Here is a 19,254-nt window from a genome sequence, read left to right as displayed (position 1 = left end):
GGGTCGAAAGGAGAACCCACATGTCAAAGCTCAATCTCAAAACCATCATTGTCGCCGACGCCATCACCTGCACCGGCGTCTTCGCCATCGGCCTGCTCGCTGCTGCCCCCGTCGGCACGCTGCTGGGACTGCCCGCAAATATCGTCAGCGCAGGCGGCTGGATCTGCCTCGCCGCCGCGCTGCTGATGATCGTCGCCGCCGCGCAAAAGGTGCCGAACGGGGCGCTGGTAAAGCTGATCGCGCTGGGCAATCTTGGGTGGGTCGCCGCCAGCTTTGCCGTGGTCGCCAGCTTCGCCGCCACGATGACCGGGCTGGGCATCGCGGTTGTCATCGCGCAGGCCCTCGCCGTGCTCGGCTTCGCGATCCTCGAAGGAAAAGGTGCCGCAGCGCCGCGCACGGTGACGGTCTGACCCCGCCGCCCAAGGCGGACGCGCTAACTCAGCGCATCGAGCCGGGTAATGTCGATGCCGCCCGGCACCAGCATCACCGGACAGGGAAGCGTGCCCGCATCCTGTCCGGTGAAATGCGTCACCAGCGGTCCGGGCGCGCCCGACGCGGCAGTGGCAAGCACCAGCGCCGCAATCTCGTCGCTCGCCCCGATCAGTTCGCGCACAACCTCGACCGGCTTGCCCGATTTGATCATGATCTGCGGCGTGACGCCCGCTTCCTGCACGACCGCATCGGCGGCGGCGGCCACCAGTTCCTCGGCATGTTCGCGCGCTTCGGCCTCGATCGCCGCCTGGACGCCGCCGAACGCGACAAAATCCTGCGGGGCGACGATCGCGAGCACGATCACCCCGCCACCCGTGCGCGCCGCGCGCCGCGCCGCAAAGCGCAGCGCCAGCGATGCCTCCGGACTGTCGTCGATCACCACCAGATATGTCCGCATCGCCCCGACCCCTCGTTTTTTTGCTTGTCGCCAAGACTGCGTCACATTCGTATGAAACGCAAGTTTGGCCCGCTGGACCTTGACCGGGGCGAGGCTTAAGGCAAGGAACAATCCGTAGCGGCAGGCAAGCCCTGCAAGACTCACGCCCAGGTTCAAGAGGGACAAATCCGACGATGCCGATCGAACTCAAAATGCCCGCCCTTTCGCCGACGATGGAGGAGGGGACCCTTGCCAAATGGCTGGTCAAGGAAGGCGATACGGTCAAATCGGGTGACCTGCTCGCCGAGATCGAGACCGACAAGGCAACGATGGAGTTTGAAGCGATCGACGAGGGCGTCGTCAGCCAGATACTGGTTGCCGAGGGGACCGACAATGTGAAGGTCGGCACCGTGATTGCGGTGATCGCGGGCGAGGGCGAAGACGCGGGGAGCGCGAAAGCTGCTCCGGCCCCTGCTTCGGCCGCGAAGGAAGAGGCGCCCAAGGTTGCCGAGCCCGCAAAAGACGTCGCCCCAGCGGACGCTGGGGCCGCTCCCGTCAGCGCGCCCACGCCAGCGGTCCCAGCTTCCGCTGGGACGACGGAGAAGGGCGATCGCATCAAGGCGAGCCCGCTCGCCAAGCGCCTTGCCGCCGAACAGGGCATCGACCTCAAAACGCTGACCGGGACCGGCCCCGGTGGCCGCATCGTCAAGGCGGACCTCGAAGGCGCCCCTGCGGGTGCCGCCGCGACCGCCGCCCCGGCGACCGCTGCCGCCACCGCTCCTGCGGCCGCGCCCGCGCCAGCCAGCGCCGGCGCGATCCCCGATTTCGGCATCCCGCACGAGGACGAAAAGCTGTCGGGCATGCGCAAGACGATCGCGCGCCGCCTGAGCCAGTCGATGCAGGAGGCGCCGCATATCTACCTGACGGTCGATATCCGCCTCGATGCGCTGCTCAAACTGCGCGGCGAGCTCAACGCCAGCCTCGAAAGCCGCGGCGTCAAGCTCAGCGTCAATGACATGCTGATCAAGGCACTCGCGGTCGCGCTCGAACGCGTGCCCGCGTGCAACGTCAGCTTCGGTGGCGACGTGATGCGCCAGTATAAGCGCGCCGACATCTCGGTCGCGGTCAGCATCCCCGGCGGCCTGATCACCCCGATCATCACCGACGCCGGCGGCAAGTCGATGTCGAAAATCTCGACCGAAATGTCCGAGCTCGCGGCGAAGGCGAAGGAAGGCAAGCTGAAACCCGAGGAATATCAGGGCGGCACCGCCAGCATCTCGAACATGGGCATGATGGGGATCAAGCAGTTCACCGCAGTGATCAACCCGCCGCAGGCGATGATCATGGCGATCGGCGCGGGCGAGAAGCGGCCTTATATTGTCGACGACGCGCTCGCGATCGCCACCGTCATGTCGGCAACCGGCAGCTTCGACCACCGCGCGATCGACGGCGCCGACGGTGCGCTGCTGATGAAGACGTTCAAGGAATTGGTGGAGAACCCGCTGGGGCTGGTGGCCTGACGTTATGAGCGAAGTCATAGCAGCGCTCGTCGGAGTATTGGCAACAGCTGCGATCGGATTTTTCATTTATCTATATAAGAGCACGATCACTTATGAGATCGTCTCTCTATCTAAGAAATTTCAGATCGAGGGTGATGACTTAGTTCTATCAGATGACTGGAAGGGCATTGAGATATGCCTAGAAATCATTGTGTTCCGTAATATTGGACGAACTGACGTTGAAAACTTTATCGCTCATGTTGATCGAACTCCCGAAATTTTGGGATTCGAAGTTTCATCAACAGATACGCTTAGCAAGGAAATGATATCCGTCCAAAATGTTGGGACCTCGCTTGAAGTATCAACACCAAAATTTCCGCGCGGCGAAAAAATTGAGATTGAGGTTTCTTATAAGGGTCCCGGCGGCGGTAGAAGCTATCGTGAAATTAAAGGCGGTGGCGGAAAATATAGAATAAAGAGAAAACGCCAGTCGGATATAGAGAACAATAGCTCGTCCGTTATATTAAACTGGTTTTTGATCGGCGTATTAGTCTTAATTTTTTTCAGAGATAAGTTTTAGGGGCATTTATGTCGGAATCATATGACCTCATCGTCCTCGGCTCGGGACCCGGCGGCTATGTCGCCGCAATCCGTGCGGCGCAGCTCGGGCTCAAGACCGCAATCGTCGAGCGCGAGAATCTTGGCGGCATTTGCCTCAACTGGGGCTGCATTCCGACCAAGGCGCTGCTGCGCTCGGCCGAAATCTATCATTATATGCAGCACGCGGGCGATTATGGCCTCGTCGCGCAGCAGATCAGCGCCGACATCGACGCGGTTGTGAAGCGCAGCCGCGGCGTTGCGAAACAGCTGAGCCAGGGCGTCGCCTTCCTGATGAAGAAGCACAAGATCACCGTCCATATGGGCGAGGGCAAGCTCGCGAGTCCGGGCAAGCTGACGGTCACGAGCGACGGTAAAACCGAAACCCTGACCGCCAAGAATATCATCGTCGCGACCGGCGCCCGCGCCCGCGACCTGCCGTTCGCGCCTGCCGACGGCAAGCGCATCTGGACCTATCGCCACGCGCTCGTCCCGCCCGAAATGCCGAAGAAGCTGCTCGTTATCGGCTCGGGCGCAATCGGGATAGAATTTGCGAGCTTCTACAGCGACATGGGTTGCGAAGTGACAGTCGTCGAAATGCTCGACCGCCTCGTCCCCGTCGAGGACGCCGACGTGTCGGCCTTCCTTGAAAAGCAGCTGAAGAAACAGGGGATGACGATCTTCACCGGCGCCGGTGTCGAGGAGCTGAAGGCGACCGCGAACGGCGTCACCGCCAAGATCAAGACCAAGGACGGCAAGACCGAAAGCGCCGAATTCAGCCACGCGATCGTCGCGATAGGCATCGTTCCGAATACCGAGAATATAGGGCTCGAAGCGCTTGGCGTCAAAACGACCAAGGGCCATATCGACACCGACGCGATGTGCCGCACCAACGTGCCCGGCATCTGGGCGATCGGCGACGTCACCGCGCCGCCGTGGCTCGCGCACAAGGCGATGCACGAATCGGTCATCTCGGTCGAGGCGATCGCGGGCAACCATCCGCACGCGATGGACCCGCGCAACATCCCCGGCTGCACCTATTGCCGCCCGCAGATCGCCAGCGTCGGCCTGACCGAGGCGAAGGCCAAGGAGCTCGGTTACGAGGTCAAGGCCGGCACCTTCCCCTTCATCGGCAACGGCAAGGCGATCGCGCTGGGCGAGTCGGAAGGCTTCACCAAGACCATATTCGACGCCAAGACCGGCGAATTGCTCGGCGCGCATATGATCGGCGCCGAGGTGACCGAACTGATCCAGGGCTATACGATCGGCAAGACCGCCGAGCTGGTCGAGGACGACTTCATCGGCACCGTCTTCCCGCATCCGACACTGAGCGAGACGATGCACGAGGGCGTGCTGGCCGCGTTCGGACGGCCGCTGCATATTTGATCTCCACAAATCTCGTCATTCCCGCGAAAGCGGGAACCCAGCGAGCTGACGTTGCAACTGGGTTCCCGCTTTCGCGGGAATGACGAAGGTATAGGATGACAACCGAAACCAACCGACTACCGGCCCTGGCACTGGCGCTCCTCTTCACCGTCATCCTGCTCGGCTTCGCGGTCCGGGCGGGCTGGACAGAAACCGCCGACTGGCAAATCTCGCACAGTCTCGCGATCCGCGTCGACGAACGAAGCCCCGCCTTCATATCCGTCATGCAAGCGATAAGCTGGATCGGCGGCGGCATCCCGCGCTGGGTCATCGTGATCCTGCTTTGCGCGCTGGTGTGGCACTGGTGCGGCCCGCGCTGCGCGGTTGCGCTCGGCGGCGCGTCCTTGCTCGCGAACCTCGCCTCCAGCCTGCTCAAGCTGGGCTTCGGCCGCCCGCGCCCCGACCTGATCGATCATCTCGATCATCAGACCAGCTTCGCTTACCCCAGCGGCCATGCGACGAGCGCCGCGGTCGTCTACCTGCTCCTCGCCTGGCTTGCCCCACCGCGCTGGCGACCCTTCGCCTGGGCGCTCGCGGCGGCGATGATCGTCCTCAACGGCTTCTCGCGGATCATGCTCGGCGTTCACTGGGCGAGCGATATCGCCGGGGGCACGATGCTCGGCACCGCCTTCGCGCTGATCGCTGTCTGGTGGGTGGCGAGGCACCGGACGCCTGCCTGACGTATTTTCCGCTGTCCTATTCTGCGGCGGTTTGCCATCACGCTATTCGGGCACCAACAACAGGCGGGTCAAACATGCAATCGCGAGTGAAGTTCGGCAGTTTTTTGCGGGGAATCATTTTGGGCTCGACGGCGTTTTTTGCCGCCTCGATCGCCCCTGCCGTGGCGCAGGAAGCGGCCGGGCAGACGGTAATCACCGCCGCGCGCTACGTCGACGTGCTGACCGGAAAGACGATCGAGTTTCCCGCAATCTTCGTCGGCGCCGATGGCCGCATCACGAATATCGCCGACGCGCGCACGGTGCGCTGGGGATCGAACGTCAAACATATCGACCTGGGCGACAAGACCTTGCTGCCCGGCCTGATCGACATGCACGTCCATCTCGACGGTCCCGCCGACATCGGGGGGTATCGCGGGCTCGAATTTACCGACAGCTTCTGGGGCATGACTGCGGTCAAGAACGCCAACGACATGCTCGGCGCGGGCTTTACCACCGTGCGCAACGTCGGCTCATCCGATCGCAACGATATCGGGCTGAAACAGGCGATCGACGCGGGCTATGCGACCGGACCGCGCATCGTGCCCGCGGGCTATGCGCTCGGCGCGACCGGCGGACATTGCGACAGCACCTTCCTGCCGCCCAGCCTGGAAAAGAAGGACGGCAAGGAAGAGGGGATCGGCGATACGCCCGAGGAACTGCGCTACCAGGTCCGCCGCCAGCGCAAATATGGCGCCGAGGTGATCAAGGTGTGCGCGACCGGCGGCGTCTTTTCGCGCAACACCGAGCCGGGACAGCTTCAGGTTTCGGAGCGGGAACTCGCAGCGATCGCCGACGAAGCGCATCAATGGGGCCTGCGCGTGGCGGCGCACGCCCACGGCGCGGCAGGCATTCGCGCCGCAATCGCCGCCGGGATCGACACGATCGAACATGCCAGCCTGGTCGATGACGAAGGCATTCGCATGGCGGTGGCGCGTAAACAGCCGGTGTGGTTTTCGATGGATATCTACAACACCGAATATACGCAGGCCGAAGGGGCGAAAAACGGCGTGCTCGAAGACAATCTCCGCAAGGATCGCGAAATCGCGCAGATCCAGCGCGATAATTTTCGCAAAGCGGTAAAGGCGGGCGTGCGCATGGTGTTCGGCTCCGATGCCGGGGTGATGCCGCACGGCGATATCGGCAAGCAATTCCGCGTCATGGTCGAATATGGGATGACGCCGATTCAGGCGATTCAGGCCGCGACGAAAAATGCGGCGGAAGCACTGGGGCGCGAGAAAGACGTCGGAGCGATCGCCGTCGGGCGTTACGCCGACATCGTCGCGGTCGACGGCGATCCGCTGGCCGATGTGCGCCAGCTCGAAAGCGTCGACGCAGTGGTAAAGGGCGGGACGTTGGTTCGGGGAGATTAGCTCTCCTCATCATTGCGAGCGAAGCGAAGCAATCCAGAAGAGCCTTGCGCTACTCTGGATTGCCGCGTCGCCTTCGGCTCCTAGCAATGACGAAATATGTCAGACCACCAGCCGGTCGACCAGCGCCTCGCGCATGTCGGGGGTGAAGTTCAGCACCGCTTCGGCATAGCTTGGGATGTCGCCATGATCGCGCCGGACGGTGGCGAGCGCCGCATCGAGATAGGCGGGGTTAACGGACATCAGCGCGCGGATTGCATCATCGTGGATCTCTGCGCCGTACCGCGAACGGATATGCGCCGCGCCCTGCGCGATCCGTTCCTCGATCTTGCCCGCGGTGTTGGTGAGCAGATAATCGTGCATCAGATCGTCTTCATGCACCCCGAGCAGCCGGTGGACGATCGCGACGGCAAAGCCGGTGCGGTCCTTCCCCGCGACGCAATGGACGAGGCTGGGCGCGTCATATTCGGCGAGCGCGGCCAGATAGAGGCGCAGCGTCGCGACGAGCGCCGGGCGATACGGCATGCCGGCATAGGTGTCGATCATCCGGTCGCGCGCCGTCACGACATCGATCGTCCCGCCCGCGGCCTGAAGATGTGGCGCAAGGCCCGCGGTGATGCCGCCCGCGAACAACACGCGGGCCGAGAAATTCTCGCTGCGGCGACAGGGATGCAGCTCGCGCTCGTCGTCGCCGCGCAGGTCGATCACCGTTTCAAGCCCCAGAGCATCGAGCGCGTCGAGATCCTCGTCGGTCGCCGCCTCATGGTGCGCCGAACGCCACAGCATCCCGTCGCGCAGCCGCCCGCCACCTTCGACGGCATAGCCGCCATAGTCGCGGAAATTATGGACGCCGGCCAACGGCAGGACACGCTCGGCAATCATCGTCATTCTCCCGTAAACACCGGCGGGCGCTTCTCGATAAAGGCGTCGATCGCCTCCCGATTGTCGGCGGTTTCGTGCACGATCGCCTGATAGGCGGCGCTGAGCTCCAATATGTCGCTCATCCGGCTGTGCTGCGCCTCGCGGAGCAGCCTTTTGGTCAGCCGCAGCGCCCGCGGCGGATTGCACACGATCCGTTCGGCAATCGCAACGGCGCGGTCCAAAAGATCCGCGTCGGGAACGACGTCCGTGACCAGACCATATTCCTTTGCCTGGGCCGCGTCAAAACGATCGCCGGTCAGGAACAGTTCGGCGGCGCGGGGATAGCCAAGCACCTTTTGAAGCAGCCACGCCCCGCCGTCGCCCGGGACGATACCAACCTTGACGAAGCTGCACGCAAATTTCGCGCTCTCTGCGGCGATCCGGATGTCGCAGGTGCAGGCGAGGTCGCAACCCAGCCCGATGGCATGGCCGTTGACCGCCGCAATCATCGGGATCTCGCAATCCATCAGCGCGCGGATCACCGCCTGCACACCCTTTCGATAGTTGGACCGCGTCGAATCGGGCTGGTCCAGCACGCCGATGCCGGTGCGATTCTTCATGCCCTTCAGGTTTCCGCCGGCGCTGAACGCCTTGCCGCTGCCCGTCAGGATGATCGCGCTGACGCTGCGGTCTTCGCCAAGGCTATGCAATGTGTCGATGATGTCCTGACAATCCTTGTGGGTGCCGATCGCGTTCATGCTTTCGGGTTTGCTCATCGTCAGGATCGCAATCTTGCCCCGCCGTTCGACACTCAAAAATTCGCCCCCAAGATCGCTCATCGTCAATAATCCTTTGCTGCCTAACCAAAGCTATTGCATGGCTGGTGCGACATGCAAGGCTTTGCACTCTATCCCTTCGATCCGCCCGGCGACATTGCCGCACTGCGCGCCGATTTGCGGCGCTGGCTCGCCGACAACCAGCCACGCGGCGATGTCGTCGCACGGGCAAATTGCTGGGCCAGTTTCGATCCCGACTTCAGCCGTGCGCTGGGCGCCGCGGGCTATATCGGGATGACCTTACCGGCCCGCTATGGCGGCGGCGACCGCCACCCGCTCGAACGTTATGTGGTGATCGAGGAATTGCTGGCGGCTGGCGCACCTGTTGGGGCGCACTGGATCGCCGATCGCCAGACCGGACCGTTGATCCTTCGCTATGGCAGCGAGGACCAGCGCCAGCGCTACCTGCCGGGAATCGCGGCGGGCGAACTTTATGCCTGCATCGGCCTTTCCGAACCCGGCGCCGGGTCCGATCTTGCGGCGGTGCGGACCACGGCGCGCGAAACCGCCGAGGGCTGGCGCATCAACGGCCAGAAGATATGGACCACCGGCGCCCATTTCTCGCACATCATGCTGGCGCTGGTCCGCAGCGAAGAGGACAGCGAGCGCAACGCGGGGCTCAGCCAGTTATTGATCGACCTCGATACCCCCGGCATCACCGTCCACCCCATCATCGACATGGCGGGGCACCATGATTTCAACGAAGTTTTTTTTGACGATGTCCTCGTCCCCAACGGCGCGCTCGTCGGCGAACGGGGGCAGGGGTGGAAGCAGGTCACCGCCGAACTCGGTCTCGAACGCTCCGGCCCCGAACGCTATCTGTCGAGCCACGCGCTGCTGGTCGCGCTGGTCGATGCCGCAGGACCGGACCCCGATGGCGAAATGGCAACCTTGATCGGCGAACTTGCCGCCGAAATGTGGACGCTGCGCCAGCTGTCGATGTCCACCGCGGCCAAGCTCGCCGCGGGCGACGATCCGATGGTCGAAGCGTCGGTGGTCAAGGAACTGGGCAACGCCTTTGAACAGGACATGCCCCGCCGCGTGCAGGCGATCGTCGATTGCGGCTGGGACGACCCCGACGATCTCGCGAAACTTCTCCGCGCGTTGCTCGTCGCGTCGCCCAGCTTTTCGCTGCGCGGCGGGACGCGCGAGGTCATCCGCGGGATCATCGCGCGCGGATTGGGCCTACGATGAGCGCGGCGCGAGACATGCTGTGCGCGACCGCGCGTGCCGTCTTTGCCGATGCGGCAACGGCGGGGATGGGGCCCATCGAAGGCGCGGGCTTCGGATTGTTGCTTGTCGCCGAAGATCAGGATGGGTTCGGGGGTGACTGGGGCGACGTGAATGCCGTTTTGCAGATCGCCGGGGTCATGGTGCCGGACCTCGCGGTGGCGGAATTGATCGCCGGTCAGGCGCTCCAGCCCGCGGCGACGGTCAGCCTGATGGCAGGGGCGATGGGGCAGGCGCTTGCGCTGTCGATCGAGCATGTGAACATGCGGCAGCAATTCGGTCGGCCACTCGGCAAGTTCCAGGCGGTGCAGCAATCGCTCGCCGTCATGGCGTGCGAGGTGCGCGCGGTCGAAGCGGCCGCGGCGGCGTTGGCGGCCCGGCTCGATGCCGTGAACCTCGACCCGCTGGCAGCCGATTTTGAAATCGCGGCGGCGAAGCTGCGCGCCAATCGCGCCGTGGGCGTCGTGACGGCGATCGCGCATCAGGTGCATGGCGCGATCGGCTTCACCAAGGACTACGACCTTCACCGCGTGACGATACCGCTGATGCGGTGGCGCGGCGCGCATGGCAACGACACCTATTGGGCGCAGCGTCTGGGGCGGCAGGCGGCGGGGTTCGGCGGGCGCGGTTTGTGGGCCATGATGACCGAGCGGTCGGACGTGCACCGACGGGCCGAATAGAAACCCCGTCCTCCCGCCTTCGCGTGAGGACAGCGCCTTTCTTACTTTACCGCACCGCCATCGCGCAGCGCCGCGATCTTGGCCGCGTCATAACCGAGCCCTGCCAGCACGGCGTCGCCATTCGCGCCGACCGTCGGCGCCGGGCGGGGCGTGTCGTTCACCGTTGCCGAATAGCGTGGCGCCGGGGCGGGCTGGATTGCACCGCCGACGGTCAGGAATGTCTCGCGCTCTACATTGTGGGGGTGTTGCGGCGCCTCGGTCAGCGACAGGATCGGGGCGAAGCAGACGTCGGTCCTTTCCATGATCGCGCACCATTCGTCGCGGGTCTTGGTCTTGAACAGCGCGGTCAGCTTGTCCTTCAGCGGCCCCCATTGCGACGGGTCCATCTGGGCATCGAAATCGGGATCGTCGGCCAGCCCGGTCTTTTCGCGCAGCAGCGCATAAAATTGGGGTTCGATCGATCCGATCGAGATGAACTTACCGTCGGCGCAAACATAGCTGTCGTAAAAATGGGCCGCACCGTCGAGCATGTTGACGCCCGCTTGGTCCTTGATCCGCCCGGCCGCCAGGAAGCCCCAGGTCATCCCCGCGAGCAACGCCGATCCGTCGGTCATCGCGCAGTCGATCACCTGTCCCTCGCCAGTGCGCGCGGCGTGAACGAGCGCGCTGGACATGCCGAAGGCGAGCATCATGCCGCCGCCGCCGAAGTCGCCGACATAATTGACCGGCGGCACCGGCTTTTCGCCCGCGCGACCGATGCCGTGCAGCACGCCCGACAGTGCGATATAGTTGATGTCGTGGCCCGCCGCCTGTGCATAGGGGCCAAATTGGCCCCAGCCGGTCATTCGGCCGTAAACGAGCCTCGGATTGTCGGCGAGCAGCACCTCGGGTCCGAGGCCCAGCCGCTCCATCACGCCGGGACGATAACCCTCGATAATCCCGTCGGCGCTCTTGCAAAGATCGCGGGCGATCGCCGCCGCTTCCGGATTTTTCATATCGAGCGCGATCGATGTGCGATTGCGGCTTAACGGATCGCGCGGGTCCATGAAGCCGCCGGGGCGATCGATGCGGATCACCTCGGCGCCATGGTCGGCAAGCATCATGCCGCAGAAGGGGCCGGGGCCGATGCCCGCAAACTCGATGATCCTGATACCGTTCAGCGGCCCGGCCATGATGCTCTCCCGTCCCTTAAATACGTTCGATGATGATCGCGGGCGCCATGCCGCCGGCGGCGCACATCGTGACCAGGCCATAGCGGCCGCCCGACCGTTCCAGTTCGTCGAGCGCGGTGCCGATCAGGATCGACCCGGTGGCGCCGATCGGATGGCCGAGCGCCATCGCGCCGCCGTTGATGTTGACCTTCTCGCGGTCGAGATCGAGATCGCGGATGAACTTTTCGGCGACGACGGAGAAGGCTTCGTTGATTTCCCAGACGTCGATGTCGTCCTTGGTCAGCCCTGCCTTTTCCAGCACCTTCTTGGCCGCGGGGACGGGGGCATTGAGCATCAGCGTCGGGTCGTCGCCGATATTGGCATAAGCGACGACGCGGGCGCGGGGCTTCAGCCCATGCTTGTCGGCATAATCTTTGGACGCGAGAAGGATCGCGGCGGCGCCGTCAACCACACCCGACGAGTTGCCCGCATGGTGGAAATGCTGGATTTCCAGGTCAGGGTAACGCCGATTGATCTGCTTGCGAAAGGTGAAGCCCCCACCGAGATCGAAATCGGCGAGGCCGGTGAAGCTCGGCTTCAGCGCAGCAAGCCCTTCGGCGGTCGTTTCGGGACGCGGAAATTCCTCGCGGTCGAGCGCGACGCTGCCGTCGGTGTTCAGAACCGGGACCACCGATTTGGCGAAGCGGCCTTCCTTGATCGCCCGATCGGCGCGCTGCTGGCTGACCAGCGCTAGGGCGTCGAGCGCTTCGCGGCTGATGCCTTCGATCGTCGCGATTGCGTCGCCGCACACCCCCTGATGCGACTGCGGGTGAAGTTCGTCGAGCGCCTCGTGCCCGGACCCCATCAGGCGTGGCGGGAGGCCGGCATTCGCCTGCTCGGCGGCAAAGGCGGTTGTGTAGCTCATCATCTCGGTCCCGCCCGCGATGACGCAGTCCTCCATACCGCTCATCACGCTGGCAGCCGCGAAATTGACCGAGCTGATACCGCCGCCACAGAAGCGATCGAGCGTGGTACCCGATGCCTTGGTGTCATAGCCTGCCGAAAGCGCTGCCATGCGGCCAAGGTCGCCGCCCTGCTTGCCATTCTGGCTCGACGTCGACCAGACGATATCGTCGACCGTCGCGGTATCGAGATTGTTGCGGTCGCGGATTGCGGCAAGGACGGTCGCAGCGAGATGCTGGGGGTGAAGATGCGACAGCGCGCCCTTGCCGGGTTTGCCCACCCCGCGCGGGGTGCGGACGGCGTCGATGATATAGGCTTCGGCCATGGAATATTCCTTTCGGGAAAGATTAACGGGGAGCCATACGGATCGCGCCGTCAAGGCGGACCGCTTGGCCGTTGAAATAGGTGTTGCGGACCATCTCCATCGCCAGGCTCGCATATTCCTCGGCCTTGCCAAGCCGCTTGGGGAAGGGAACCGATGCTTCAAGGCTCTCCTTCACCTTCGGGTTCATGTTGCCGAGCAGCGGCGTGCCGAACACGCCCGGCATGATGGAATTGACGCGAATGCCGAGGTCCATCAGGTCGCGCGCCATCGGCAGGACAAGGCCGTTCACACCGGCCTTCGCCGATCCATAGATGACCTGTCCGATCTGCGCGTCCTGTGCCGCGACCGACGCGGTAAAGATAATCGCTCCGCGTTCGCCGTCTTCCATTTCGGGAAGCGTCGCCATGCCCTCGGCCGCGATCGATCCGATGCGGTAACTGGCGGTCAGGATACCCGCGACGCCATAAGCATAATCCTCGGTCGGGGTGCGGCGAAAGCTGCCGGTTTCCTTGTCATAGGCCAGGGTTTTGCCGCGGCGCGAGGTCATCGCACAATGAACGCAGACACGTTCCTGTCCGTGCGCCGCCCGCGCCTTGGTATAGCCGTCCAGCACCGATTGTTCGTCGGTGATGTCGACATGCACGAACAGTCCGCCGATCGATGCCGCGACTTCCTCTCCCAACGCGTCGTTGATGTCGAAGATCGCTACCTTCACGCCCGACGCCGCAAGCGCCTCGGCGGTCGCCCGGCCAAGCCCCGAAGCGCCGCCCGTCACGACGGCTGAAACAGTAGAATCGATTTTCATGGGGAGGCTCCTCAGGCAGGAATCTGATTGAACGGGATGCCCTTGTCGGGGCGATGGTCCTGCGGCAGGCCAAGCACTTTTTCCGCAATCGTGTTGAGCAATGTTTCGTCCGATCCCCCCGCGATGCGGCCGGTCGGTGCATTGATCCAACTCGACGCCCAATCTTCCTTCGGCGAGGCATGTTCGTCGAACAGGAAACCACCGCTGCCCTGAAGGTCGAGCGCCAGTTCGGAAAGTTTCTGGCGCGACCGCACGGCGACCAGCTTGTTCAGCGACCCTTCGGGTCCCGGCATCATCCCGGCCTGCATCATCAACCGCGCCCGCACGTTGATCGAATCGAGCCCCGAGCGCATCGCATGGTTGCGCGCGATCTGTTGCCGAATGCGGCCGTCCTCGATTGCAGGGCGGCCATTGAGCGCAATATCTTTCGCCAACTGAACGAACAGGTCGAGATGCGGGCCGAAGCCCGCGCTGTCGGTCGCGACATAACGTTCGATCATCAGCGTCGCGATCGCGACCGCAAAGCCGCCCCCAACCGGCGACATACGATGATCGTCGGTGATCTTCACATCGTCGAAAAACACTTCATTCACATGGCTGTCGCCGCCCGCCAGCTTGATCGGGCGCACGGTGACACCCGGCGCCTTCATGTCGACCCAGAAATAGGTAAGGCCCTTGTGCTTGGGCACATTGGGATCGGTGCGGACGACGATCACGCCATAGTCGCTGTAATGCGCCCAGCTCGTCCAGACTTTCTGGCCGTTGATCTTCCACCCGTTGCCGTCCGGCTCGGCCTTGGTGCGCAGGCCCGCAAGGTCTGACCCGCCGGAAGGTTCCGAGAAAAGCTGGCACCAGATTTCCTCACCCTGCAATGCTTTCAGCACGCGCTCCTTGACGAAATCCTTGTCGCTGCCGAACTGCATCAGCACGGGCACGGGCATTCCCAGCGAGATTCCGAAATAGAAGCTCGGGAAGCCGTGCTTCATTTCCTCTGCATCGAAGGTGACTTTTTCCAGATGGCCGAGGCCCTGGCCGCCATATTCGGTCGGCCAGTTGATCCCCGCATAACCGGCGTCGAACTTCGCTTTCTGGTAACGGCGTCCGAGCGCCAGGTCATCGGCTTCGGACAGCCCCTTGCGCGCATCGCGGCCATAGGTCGGCGCCATCGAGGCAAGCCACGCCGCGGCTTTGGCCCGATAGGCATCAAGGTCGCTCATGCCGTTTCTCCCGCAAGCTGGTCGACCAGCACATCTTCCCAGAACAGGCTGCTGCCCTGCTCGATCGCCAGGCTGCGCGCGCGCCGCATGTGAAGATGCAGCCCGATTTCCCAGGTAACGCCGATGCCGCCGTGGATCTGGATGCAATCGCGCGCCGCGGTGTCATAGGCCTCGGTCGCCGACAGGCGCGCGGCCGCGGCGGCGGTGATGAAATCGGTCGCACCTTCGCGCGCGGCGGCGTGAATGCAATTCGCTCGGGCGAGTTCGACAAGACCGTAAAGCTCGGCGATCCGGTGCTTTACCGACTGAAAGGCACCGATCGGCTGGCCGAAGGCGCGGCGGGTGAGCGCATAGTCGCGGGCAATCTCCATCAATGCCTCGGCGCCCCCGGTCTGTTCATGCGCGGTCACCACCGATTGCAGCGCCAGAATGTGAAGCGCGGCCGTGCGCGCGGCATCGCCAACGACAAGCGTTTCCGCTGGTGCGTCCGAAAAGCCAAGGTCGGCGATCAGGCGGCTGTTGTCGAAGCTTGGCACGGCGACACGCTGCACGCCGTCCAGATGGACGAGTGCGAGAACCGGCATACCCGGTCCGTTTGCAAGAACAATGGCAACATCGGCGGCGAGCCCCGCCGAAACCCCGCGCAATGTCCCGTCGATCCGATCGCCGGTCAGCGTCACATCGGGCTGGCGGGGCAGGGCGTCGGGCCCCGCCGCGAATGCGATCGCGCCAATGGTCGTGCCGCTTGCCAATCCCGGCAGCCAGCGCCCCTTTTGCGCGTCAGAACCGAAAAGCTCGATCGCCTTGGCCGCGCCGAAGCTCGACGTCAGGAACGGAGCGCCGCTGATGCTGCGCCCCGCCTGATGCGCGATCAAACCCAGCTCGATCAGACCAAGGCCCAGTCCGCCGTCGGCTTCGGGAAGCGCCAGCGCGGTCCAGCCCTGTTCCTTCGCGGTGTCCCAGAACGGTTGATGATATTCGCCGACGGTTTCGAGAAGCGGCAACAGGGCCTCTTTGCCGACCCGCGCTTCCAGCACGCGCCGCGATTCGGTCGCGATCGCCTGCTGGCCTTCGTCATAGAGGATGGTCATCGCTGCACCCGTCCTTCTCCCATATATCTTGTCGAGTCAGTGAACCGGACGTTGACGTAAACGTCAAGAGGTTTGACATCAGGCATTCCGCCGCGCAACTAGCGGGCGTGTCAGGCGATCGCCGCTTTCCAGTCGCGCCGGATTTTTTTCGCCAGGCTCCATTTGTGCACCTCGGTCGGCCCGTCGTAGATGCGGAAAGCGCGCACTTCACGAAACACCTGTTCGACGATCGTCTTGTCGGTGACCCCCGTGCCGCCCATCACCTGGACGCAGCGATCGGCGATACGCATCAGTGCTTCGGACACCGCAACTTTTGCCATCGAACTTTCGACCGTGCCGAGCGATCCGGTGTCGAGCACGCCTGCGCACCAATCGATCATCAGCTCGGCCTGTTTCAGGTCGATCATGTTTTCTGCGAGCATGAAGCCGACGCCCTCATGCTCGATCAGCGGCTTGCCAAACGCTTCGCGGCGGTTGGCGTAATCGGTGGCGATCTCGTGCGCGCGAAGGCACGCGCCGAGCCAGCGCATACAATGCGACAGGCGGGCAGGGGACAGCCGCACCTGCGCATAGCGAAAACCCTCCCCAGCCTGTCCCAGCATCTGGTCGGCGGGAATGCGCAAATTGTCGATCGTCAACGTGGCATGGCCGCCGGGCATCGAATTGTCGATCGTGTTCGGCACATCGTCGATGCGGATCGCGGGGTCGGGCAAGTCAATCAGGAACATGCACGCGCCTTGTTCGGCCTTTGCCATCACGATGCCGACGCGCGCGCCCTGCGCGCCGGTGATAAAGGTCTTGCGGCCGTTCACGACCCAATGATTGCCATCGAGATGGCACGTCGTTTTCATCATCGAGGGGTCGGACCCGGCACCGCCGTCTTCGGCGGGTTCGGTCATGAAAAAGGCCGAACGGACGCGACCTTCGACCATCGGCTTCAGGAAGCGCGCCTTGAGTTCGGGACTGCCTTCCTTGCCGAGCAGATACATATTGCCCTCGTCGGGCGCCATCGTGTTGCAGGCAAGCGGGCCAAGCGGCGACAGGCCGCTCTTGATCAGCACCACGGCGGTCTCGCGCTGGTTGAGGTGGCTCCCGTCGCTCAGGATATGCGGCGTCAGGACGCCAGCCGCGCGCGCCTGTTCGCGCATGTCCATCACCAGCTCGTCGGTCGGCGCGCCATGATGGTCGCGGCGCGGATCTTTTTCATAGGAAATGACGATTTCGCGAACGAACGCTTCGACCTGCGCGGCGATCGCCATTGCCCGATCCGATATGCCTTCGTCCGCCGCCATTTCGATTCCCTTCGCTATCTAACCTTTGCTCCAATCAACCCGACGTTGACGTAAGCGTCAAGTTATTTCATGGATCGGTGCGAAGATGCCGTAAGGGCAGGATTGTTTGAGGAGGGACCGAATGGCTTTCAAGACACGCATCACCGAAATGCTGGGTATCGAGCATCCGATCGTCCAGGGCGGGATGCAGAGCGTCGGCTATGCCGAACTTGCCGCCGCCGTATCAAACGCCGGTGGCCTTGGCATCCTGACAGCGCTGACCCAGCCGACGCCCGAGGCACTTCGCGCCGAGATCGAACGCTGCCGCGCGATGACCGATAAGCCGTTCGGCGTGAACATGACGGTGTTCCCGACGATCAATGCTCCCGACTATAAAGCCTATGCGCAGGCAATCATCGACGGCGGGGTCAAGATTGTCGAAACCGCCGGGACGCAGGCCGTGCGCGAGATTTGGGAAATGCTGAAGCCCCATGGCGTCACGATCCTCCACAAATGCACCGCGGTGCGCCATGCGCTGTCCGCGGAGCGCGCGGGCTGCGACATCATATCGATCGACGGTTTTGAATGCGCCGGCCATCCGGGCGAGGACGATATTCCGGGGCTGATCCTGATCCCGGCGGCGGCCGACAAGGTGAAAATCCCGATGCTGGCGTCGGGCGGGTTTGGCGACGGACGCGGACTGGTCGCGGCACTGACGCTCGGCGCCGAGGGTATCAACATGGGCACGCGCTTTTGCGCCACGGTCGAGGCGCCAATCCACGATAATGTGAAACAGGCTTATATCGATAATGACGAGCGTGGCAGTTTCCTGATTTTCCGCAGCCTCAAGAACACCGCACGCGTGGGCAAGAGCGCGGTCAGCGAAGAGGTCGTGCGGCGCTTGGCCGCTCCCGATGCGACCTTCGCCGACGTGGCCGACCTGGTGAACGGCAAGGCGGGCCGGGAGCTGCTCGAAACCGGCGACCTCTGCAAGGGCGTCTTCTGGGCCGGCATGGTGCAGGGGCTGATCCACGATATCCCGACCTGTCAGCAGTTGATCGACCGCATCATCGCCGACGCCGATGCGATCATCGATCAGCGGCTGGCGTCGATGCGCGCCTGACTTCGCTGCACGCCTGACACGCCCGCCGCGCTGGCGCGGCGCGGCCGCATCCGATATGACCCGATTCTTCGCAATCTGGTCGCATCGCATGCCGCTGGCCGTCCGTGCCAGCCGGCGCGGCAGCAAAGATGTTTGGGGGAAGCTTGAGCGTCATCGAATATAAAGGTTTCGGCGGCGTTCGGCTGTCGGCGGACATGCTGGGTGACGAAAATGATCCGGCGGTGCTGTTGATCCCCGACGTGGGGCAGAGCCGAGCGGCCTGGCGCGACGTCGCCGACGCGCTGGTGCTCTCGGGGCGCCGCGTCGTCAATCTTGACCTTCGCGAGACGGGGGACCTTGCCCCGCATATAGAGGATTTGCGCGCGGTGCTCGCGCAGATGGGATCGCGCCCTATCGTCGTGACGGCCGGACGCGGGGGTTGGATCGCGACGCGCGCCCTGGCTCTCGATGGTGCGCTTCTCGCTGCCGGATTGGTGCTGGTCGATATGCCGGTCGATGACGATGCGATCGCCAACGACGTCGCGGCGCGCCTTGCGGTTCCCGCGCTTGTCGTGCGGGGCGGCTTCTCGCCGGCGCAGGGCAGCGCCGTCAGCGACACGTTCAACGCCGCGTTGCCGTTTGGCGAAAGTGCAGACATCGACGAATGCGACCTGGAACTGGCCTCCGACCGCAGAGAGGCGTTGCTAGGCCAGCTGCTCGAATTTCTCGAACGACGCCAGCCGCGCGAAGCGATGGAATTCAAGGCGGGATCGGACCCGCGGACGCTGCGCGACGCGATGGGCTGTTTCGCCACCGGCATCACGATCGTGACGGCGCTGGACGATGCAAGCGCGCCGGTCGGGCTCACCGCCAACAGCTTTACCTCGGTTTCCCTCGATCCGCCGCTCTTGCTCGTCTGTATCGCCAATACGGCGGGGACCGCTCCTGCGCTGCGCAACGCGGGCCATTTCGGCGTCAACGTCCTGCAAATCGGCCAGCAGCCGACATCGAACCGCTTTGCGGCAAAGGGCGAAGACAGGTTCGCGAACCAGCCATGGACGCCCGGCCAGACCGGCGTCCCGCTGCTGGACAGTTCGCTCGTCTCGTTTGAATGCCAGCGGGAATCGCTGCACGAGGCGGGCGATCATTTCATCCTCGTCGGCCGCGTCGTCCGTGCGCAGTTTGAACCGCACCGCGATCCGCTGCTGTATTTCCGCGGCAAATACCGGCGGCTGCATTTTGCCTGA

General features: G+C 63.8%; 19 protein-coding genes. 10 read left to right on the top strand and 9 right to left on the bottom strand.

All coding sequences use genetic code 11. The features are described from left to right. Positions 1 to 20 precede the first annotated feature (20 nt). The gene (locus A3E77_RS04260) at positions 21 to 410 is read left to right on the top strand and encodes a hypothetical protein (RefSeq protein WP_293643596.1); all 390 of its coding nucleotides are present in this window, start codon (positions 21 to 23) and stop codon (positions 408 to 410) included. Positions 411 to 433: 23 nt separating this feature from the next. Here A3E77_RS04260 and A3E77_RS04255 read toward each other — a convergent pair whose 3' ends face one another. After that, positions 434 to 889 (bottom strand): universal stress protein, encoded by a 456-nt coding sequence (locus A3E77_RS04255; RefSeq protein ID WP_293643595.1) that lies wholly within the window; start codon positions 887 to 889, stop codon positions 434 to 436. Between the two features lie 173 nt (positions 890 to 1,062). Here A3E77_RS04255 and A3E77_RS04250 point away from each other — a divergent pair, with 173 nt between their 5' ends. The 5 genes from A3E77_RS04250 to A3E77_RS04230 all read left to right on the top strand — a co-directional run bounded on the left by A3E77_RS04250 (position 1,063) and on the right by A3E77_RS04230 (position 6,478). Then, positions 1,063 to 2,388, top strand: coding sequence for a pyruvate dehydrogenase complex dihydrolipoamide acetyltransferase (locus tag A3E77_RS04250; protein ID WP_293643594.1), 1,326 nt, complete (start codon positions 1,063 to 1,065; stop codon positions 2,386 to 2,388). A 4-nt stretch (positions 2,389 to 2,392) separates the two neighbouring features. Further along, a complete protein-coding gene (locus A3E77_RS04245) occupies positions 2,393 to 2,947 on the top strand; it encodes a hypothetical protein (RefSeq protein ID WP_293643593.1) in 555 nt (184 codons plus the stop codon). Positions 2,948 to 2,955: 8 nt separating this feature from the next. Beyond that, positions 2,956 to 4,350, top strand: a complete 1,395-nt coding sequence (gene lpdA, locus A3E77_RS04240; protein ID WP_293643592.1) for a dihydrolipoyl dehydrogenase — start codon at positions 2,956 to 2,958, stop codon at positions 4,348 to 4,350. A gap of 95 nt (positions 4,351 to 4,445) precedes the next feature. Next, on the top strand, positions 4,446 to 5,069 hold the full coding sequence (locus tag A3E77_RS04235) for a phosphatase PAP2 family protein (RefSeq protein WP_293643591.1): 624 nt from the start codon (positions 4,446 to 4,448) through the stop codon (positions 5,067 to 5,069). A 74-nt stretch (positions 5,070 to 5,143) separates the two neighbouring features. Further along, entirely contained in the window at positions 5,144 to 6,478 is a 1,335-nt protein-coding gene (locus A3E77_RS04230; RefSeq protein WP_293643590.1) for a Xaa-Pro dipeptidase, read from the top strand. A 99-nt stretch (positions 6,479 to 6,577) separates the two neighbouring features. On the opposite strand, the gene A3E77_RS04225 is transcribed toward A3E77_RS04230, so the two are convergent. Both A3E77_RS04225 and A3E77_RS04220 read right to left on the bottom strand, forming a co-directional pair. Beyond that, positions 6,578 to 7,363 (bottom strand): tyrosine-protein phosphatase, encoded by a 786-nt coding sequence (locus tag A3E77_RS04225; RefSeq protein WP_293643589.1) that lies wholly within the window; start codon positions 7,361 to 7,363, stop codon positions 6,578 to 6,580. Further along, a complete protein-coding gene (locus A3E77_RS04220; RefSeq protein WP_293643588.1) occupies positions 7,360 to 8,175 on the bottom strand; it encodes a crotonase/enoyl-CoA hydratase family protein in 816 nt (271 codons plus the stop codon). Before A3E77_RS04220 ends, A3E77_RS04225 begins: the two co-directional genes overlap by 4 nt. 51 nt (positions 8,176 to 8,226) lie before the next feature. Here A3E77_RS04220 and A3E77_RS04215 point away from each other — a divergent pair, with 51 nt between their 5' ends. Together A3E77_RS04215 and A3E77_RS04210 are read left to right on the top strand one after the other, a co-directional pair. Beyond that, the gene (locus A3E77_RS04215; RefSeq protein ID WP_293643587.1) at positions 8,227 to 9,366 is read left to right on the top strand and encodes an acyl-CoA dehydrogenase family protein; all 1,140 of its coding nucleotides are present in this window, start codon (positions 8,227 to 8,229) and stop codon (positions 9,364 to 9,366) included. After that, positions 9,363 to 10,082: an acyl-CoA dehydrogenase family protein gene (locus tag A3E77_RS04210; RefSeq protein WP_293643586.1), complete on the top strand. Its 720-nt coding sequence runs from the start codon at positions 9,363 to 9,365 to the stop codon at positions 10,080 to 10,082. The genes A3E77_RS04215 and A3E77_RS04210 overlap by 4 nt, the downstream gene beginning before the upstream one ends. Before the next feature lie 41 nt (positions 10,083 to 10,123). Here the strand turns inward: A3E77_RS04210 and A3E77_RS04205 are convergent, their stop codons facing one another. The 6 genes from A3E77_RS04205 to A3E77_RS04180 all read right to left on the bottom strand — a co-directional run bounded on the left by A3E77_RS04205 (position 10,124) and on the right by A3E77_RS04180 (position 16,926). Next, entirely contained in the window at positions 10,124 to 11,254 is a 1,131-nt protein-coding gene (locus A3E77_RS04205; protein ID WP_293643585.1) for a CaiB/BaiF CoA transferase family protein, read from the bottom strand. Positions 11,255 to 11,270: 16 nt separating this feature from the next. Beyond that, entirely contained in the window at positions 11,271 to 12,521 is a 1,251-nt protein-coding gene (locus tag A3E77_RS04200) for an acetyl-CoA C-acetyltransferase (protein ID WP_293643584.1), read from the bottom strand. Between the two features lie 22 nt (positions 12,522 to 12,543). Continuing rightward, positions 12,544 to 13,326, bottom strand: a complete 783-nt coding sequence (locus tag A3E77_RS04195) for an SDR family NAD(P)-dependent oxidoreductase (protein WP_293643583.1) — start codon at positions 13,324 to 13,326, stop codon at positions 12,544 to 12,546. 11 nt (positions 13,327 to 13,337) lie between these two features. Next, a complete protein-coding gene (locus A3E77_RS04190) occupies positions 13,338 to 14,543 on the bottom strand; it encodes an acyl-CoA dehydrogenase family protein (protein WP_293643582.1) in 1,206 nt (401 codons plus the stop codon). After that, positions 14,540 to 15,634 carry an acyl-CoA dehydrogenase family protein gene (locus A3E77_RS04185; protein ID WP_293643581.1) on the bottom strand — a complete coding sequence of 365 codons (1,095 nt, stop codon included), beginning with the start codon at positions 15,632 to 15,634 and terminating at the stop codon, positions 14,540 to 14,542. The genes A3E77_RS04190 and A3E77_RS04185 overlap by 4 nt, the downstream gene beginning before the upstream one ends. Before the next feature lie 110 nt (positions 15,635 to 15,744). Beyond that, positions 15,745 to 16,926 (bottom strand): acyl-CoA dehydrogenase family protein, encoded by a 1,182-nt coding sequence (locus tag A3E77_RS04180; RefSeq protein WP_293643580.1) that lies wholly within the window; start codon positions 16,924 to 16,926, stop codon positions 15,745 to 15,747. Between the two features lie 121 nt (positions 16,927 to 17,047). Here A3E77_RS04180 and A3E77_RS04175 point away from each other — a divergent pair, with 121 nt between their 5' ends. Together A3E77_RS04175 and A3E77_RS04170 are read left to right on the top strand one after the other, a co-directional pair. Further along, entirely contained in the window at positions 17,048 to 18,028 is a 981-nt protein-coding gene (locus tag A3E77_RS04175) for an NAD(P)H-dependent flavin oxidoreductase (protein WP_293643579.1), read from the top strand. Between the two features lie 143 nt (positions 18,029 to 18,171). Further along, positions 18,172 to 19,254: a flavin reductase gene (locus tag A3E77_RS04170; RefSeq protein ID WP_293643578.1), complete on the top strand. Its 1,083-nt coding sequence runs from the start codon at positions 18,172 to 18,174 to the stop codon at positions 19,252 to 19,254.

The organism is Sphingopyxis sp. RIFCSPHIGHO2_12_FULL_65_19, from assembly GCF_001830555.1.
Lineage (GTDB): Bacteria > Pseudomonadota > Alphaproteobacteria > Sphingomonadales > Sphingomonadaceae > Sphingopyxis.
Note: the sequence above shows the minus strand (reverse complement) of the source record. Positions and strands in the feature narration are given on the sequence as shown.

Excerpts from the sequence above, each read along its gene's own strand:
- A3E77_RS04260 (WP_293643596.1), top strand. The coding sequence starts at position 21 with ATGTCAAAGCTCAATCTCAAAACCATCATTGTCGCCGACGCCATCACC.
- A3E77_RS04255 (WP_293643595.1), bottom strand. The coding sequence starts at position 889 with ATGCGGACATATCTGGTGGTGATCGACGACAGTCCGGAGGCATCGCTG.
- A3E77_RS04250 (WP_293643594.1), top strand. The coding sequence starts at position 1,063 with ATGCCGATCGAACTCAAAATGCCCGCCCTTTCGCCGACGATGGAGGAG.
- A3E77_RS04245 (WP_293643593.1), top strand. The coding sequence starts at position 2,393 with ATGAGCGAAGTCATAGCAGCGCTCGTCGGAGTATTGGCAACAGCTGCG.
- lpdA (WP_293643592.1), top strand. The coding sequence starts at position 2,956 with ATGTCGGAATCATATGACCTCATCGTCCTCGGCTCGGGACCCGGCGGC.
- A3E77_RS04235 (WP_293643591.1), top strand. The coding sequence starts at position 4,446 with ATGACAACCGAAACCAACCGACTACCGGCCCTGGCACTGGCGCTCCTC.
- A3E77_RS04230 (WP_293643590.1), top strand. The coding sequence starts at position 5,144 with ATGCAATCGCGAGTGAAGTTCGGCAGTTTTTTGCGGGGAATCATTTTG.
- A3E77_RS04225 (WP_293643589.1), bottom strand. The coding sequence starts at position 7,363 with ATGACGATGATTGCCGAGCGTGTCCTGCCGTTGGCCGGCGTCCATAAT.
- A3E77_RS04220 (WP_293643588.1), bottom strand. The coding sequence starts at position 8,175 with ATGAGCGATCTTGGGGGCGAATTTTTGAGTGTCGAACGGCGGGGCAAG.
- A3E77_RS04215 (WP_293643587.1), top strand. The coding sequence starts at position 8,227 with ATGCAAGGCTTTGCACTCTATCCCTTCGATCCGCCCGGCGACATTGCC.
- A3E77_RS04210 (WP_293643586.1), top strand. The coding sequence starts at position 9,363 with ATGAGCGCGGCGCGAGACATGCTGTGCGCGACCGCGCGTGCCGTCTTT.
- A3E77_RS04205 (WP_293643585.1), bottom strand. The coding sequence starts at position 11,254 with ATGGCCGGGCCGCTGAACGGTATCAGGATCATCGAGTTTGCGGGCATC.
- A3E77_RS04200 (WP_293643584.1), bottom strand. The coding sequence starts at position 12,521 with ATGGCCGAAGCCTATATCATCGACGCCGTCCGCACCCCGCGCGGGGTG.
- A3E77_RS04195 (WP_293643583.1), bottom strand. The coding sequence starts at position 13,326 with ATGAAAATCGATTCTACTGTTTCAGCCGTCGTGACGGGCGGCGCTTCG.
- A3E77_RS04190 (WP_293643582.1), bottom strand. The coding sequence starts at position 14,543 with ATGAGCGACCTTGATGCCTATCGGGCCAAAGCCGCGGCGTGGCTTGCC.
- A3E77_RS04185 (WP_293643581.1), bottom strand. The coding sequence starts at position 15,634 with ATGACCATCCTCTATGACGAAGGCCAGCAGGCGATCGCGACCGAATCG.
- A3E77_RS04180 (WP_293643580.1), bottom strand. The coding sequence starts at position 16,926 with ATGGCGGCGGACGAAGGCATATCGGATCGGGCAATGGCGATCGCCGCG.
- A3E77_RS04175 (WP_293643579.1), top strand. The coding sequence starts at position 17,048 with ATGGCTTTCAAGACACGCATCACCGAAATGCTGGGTATCGAGCATCCG.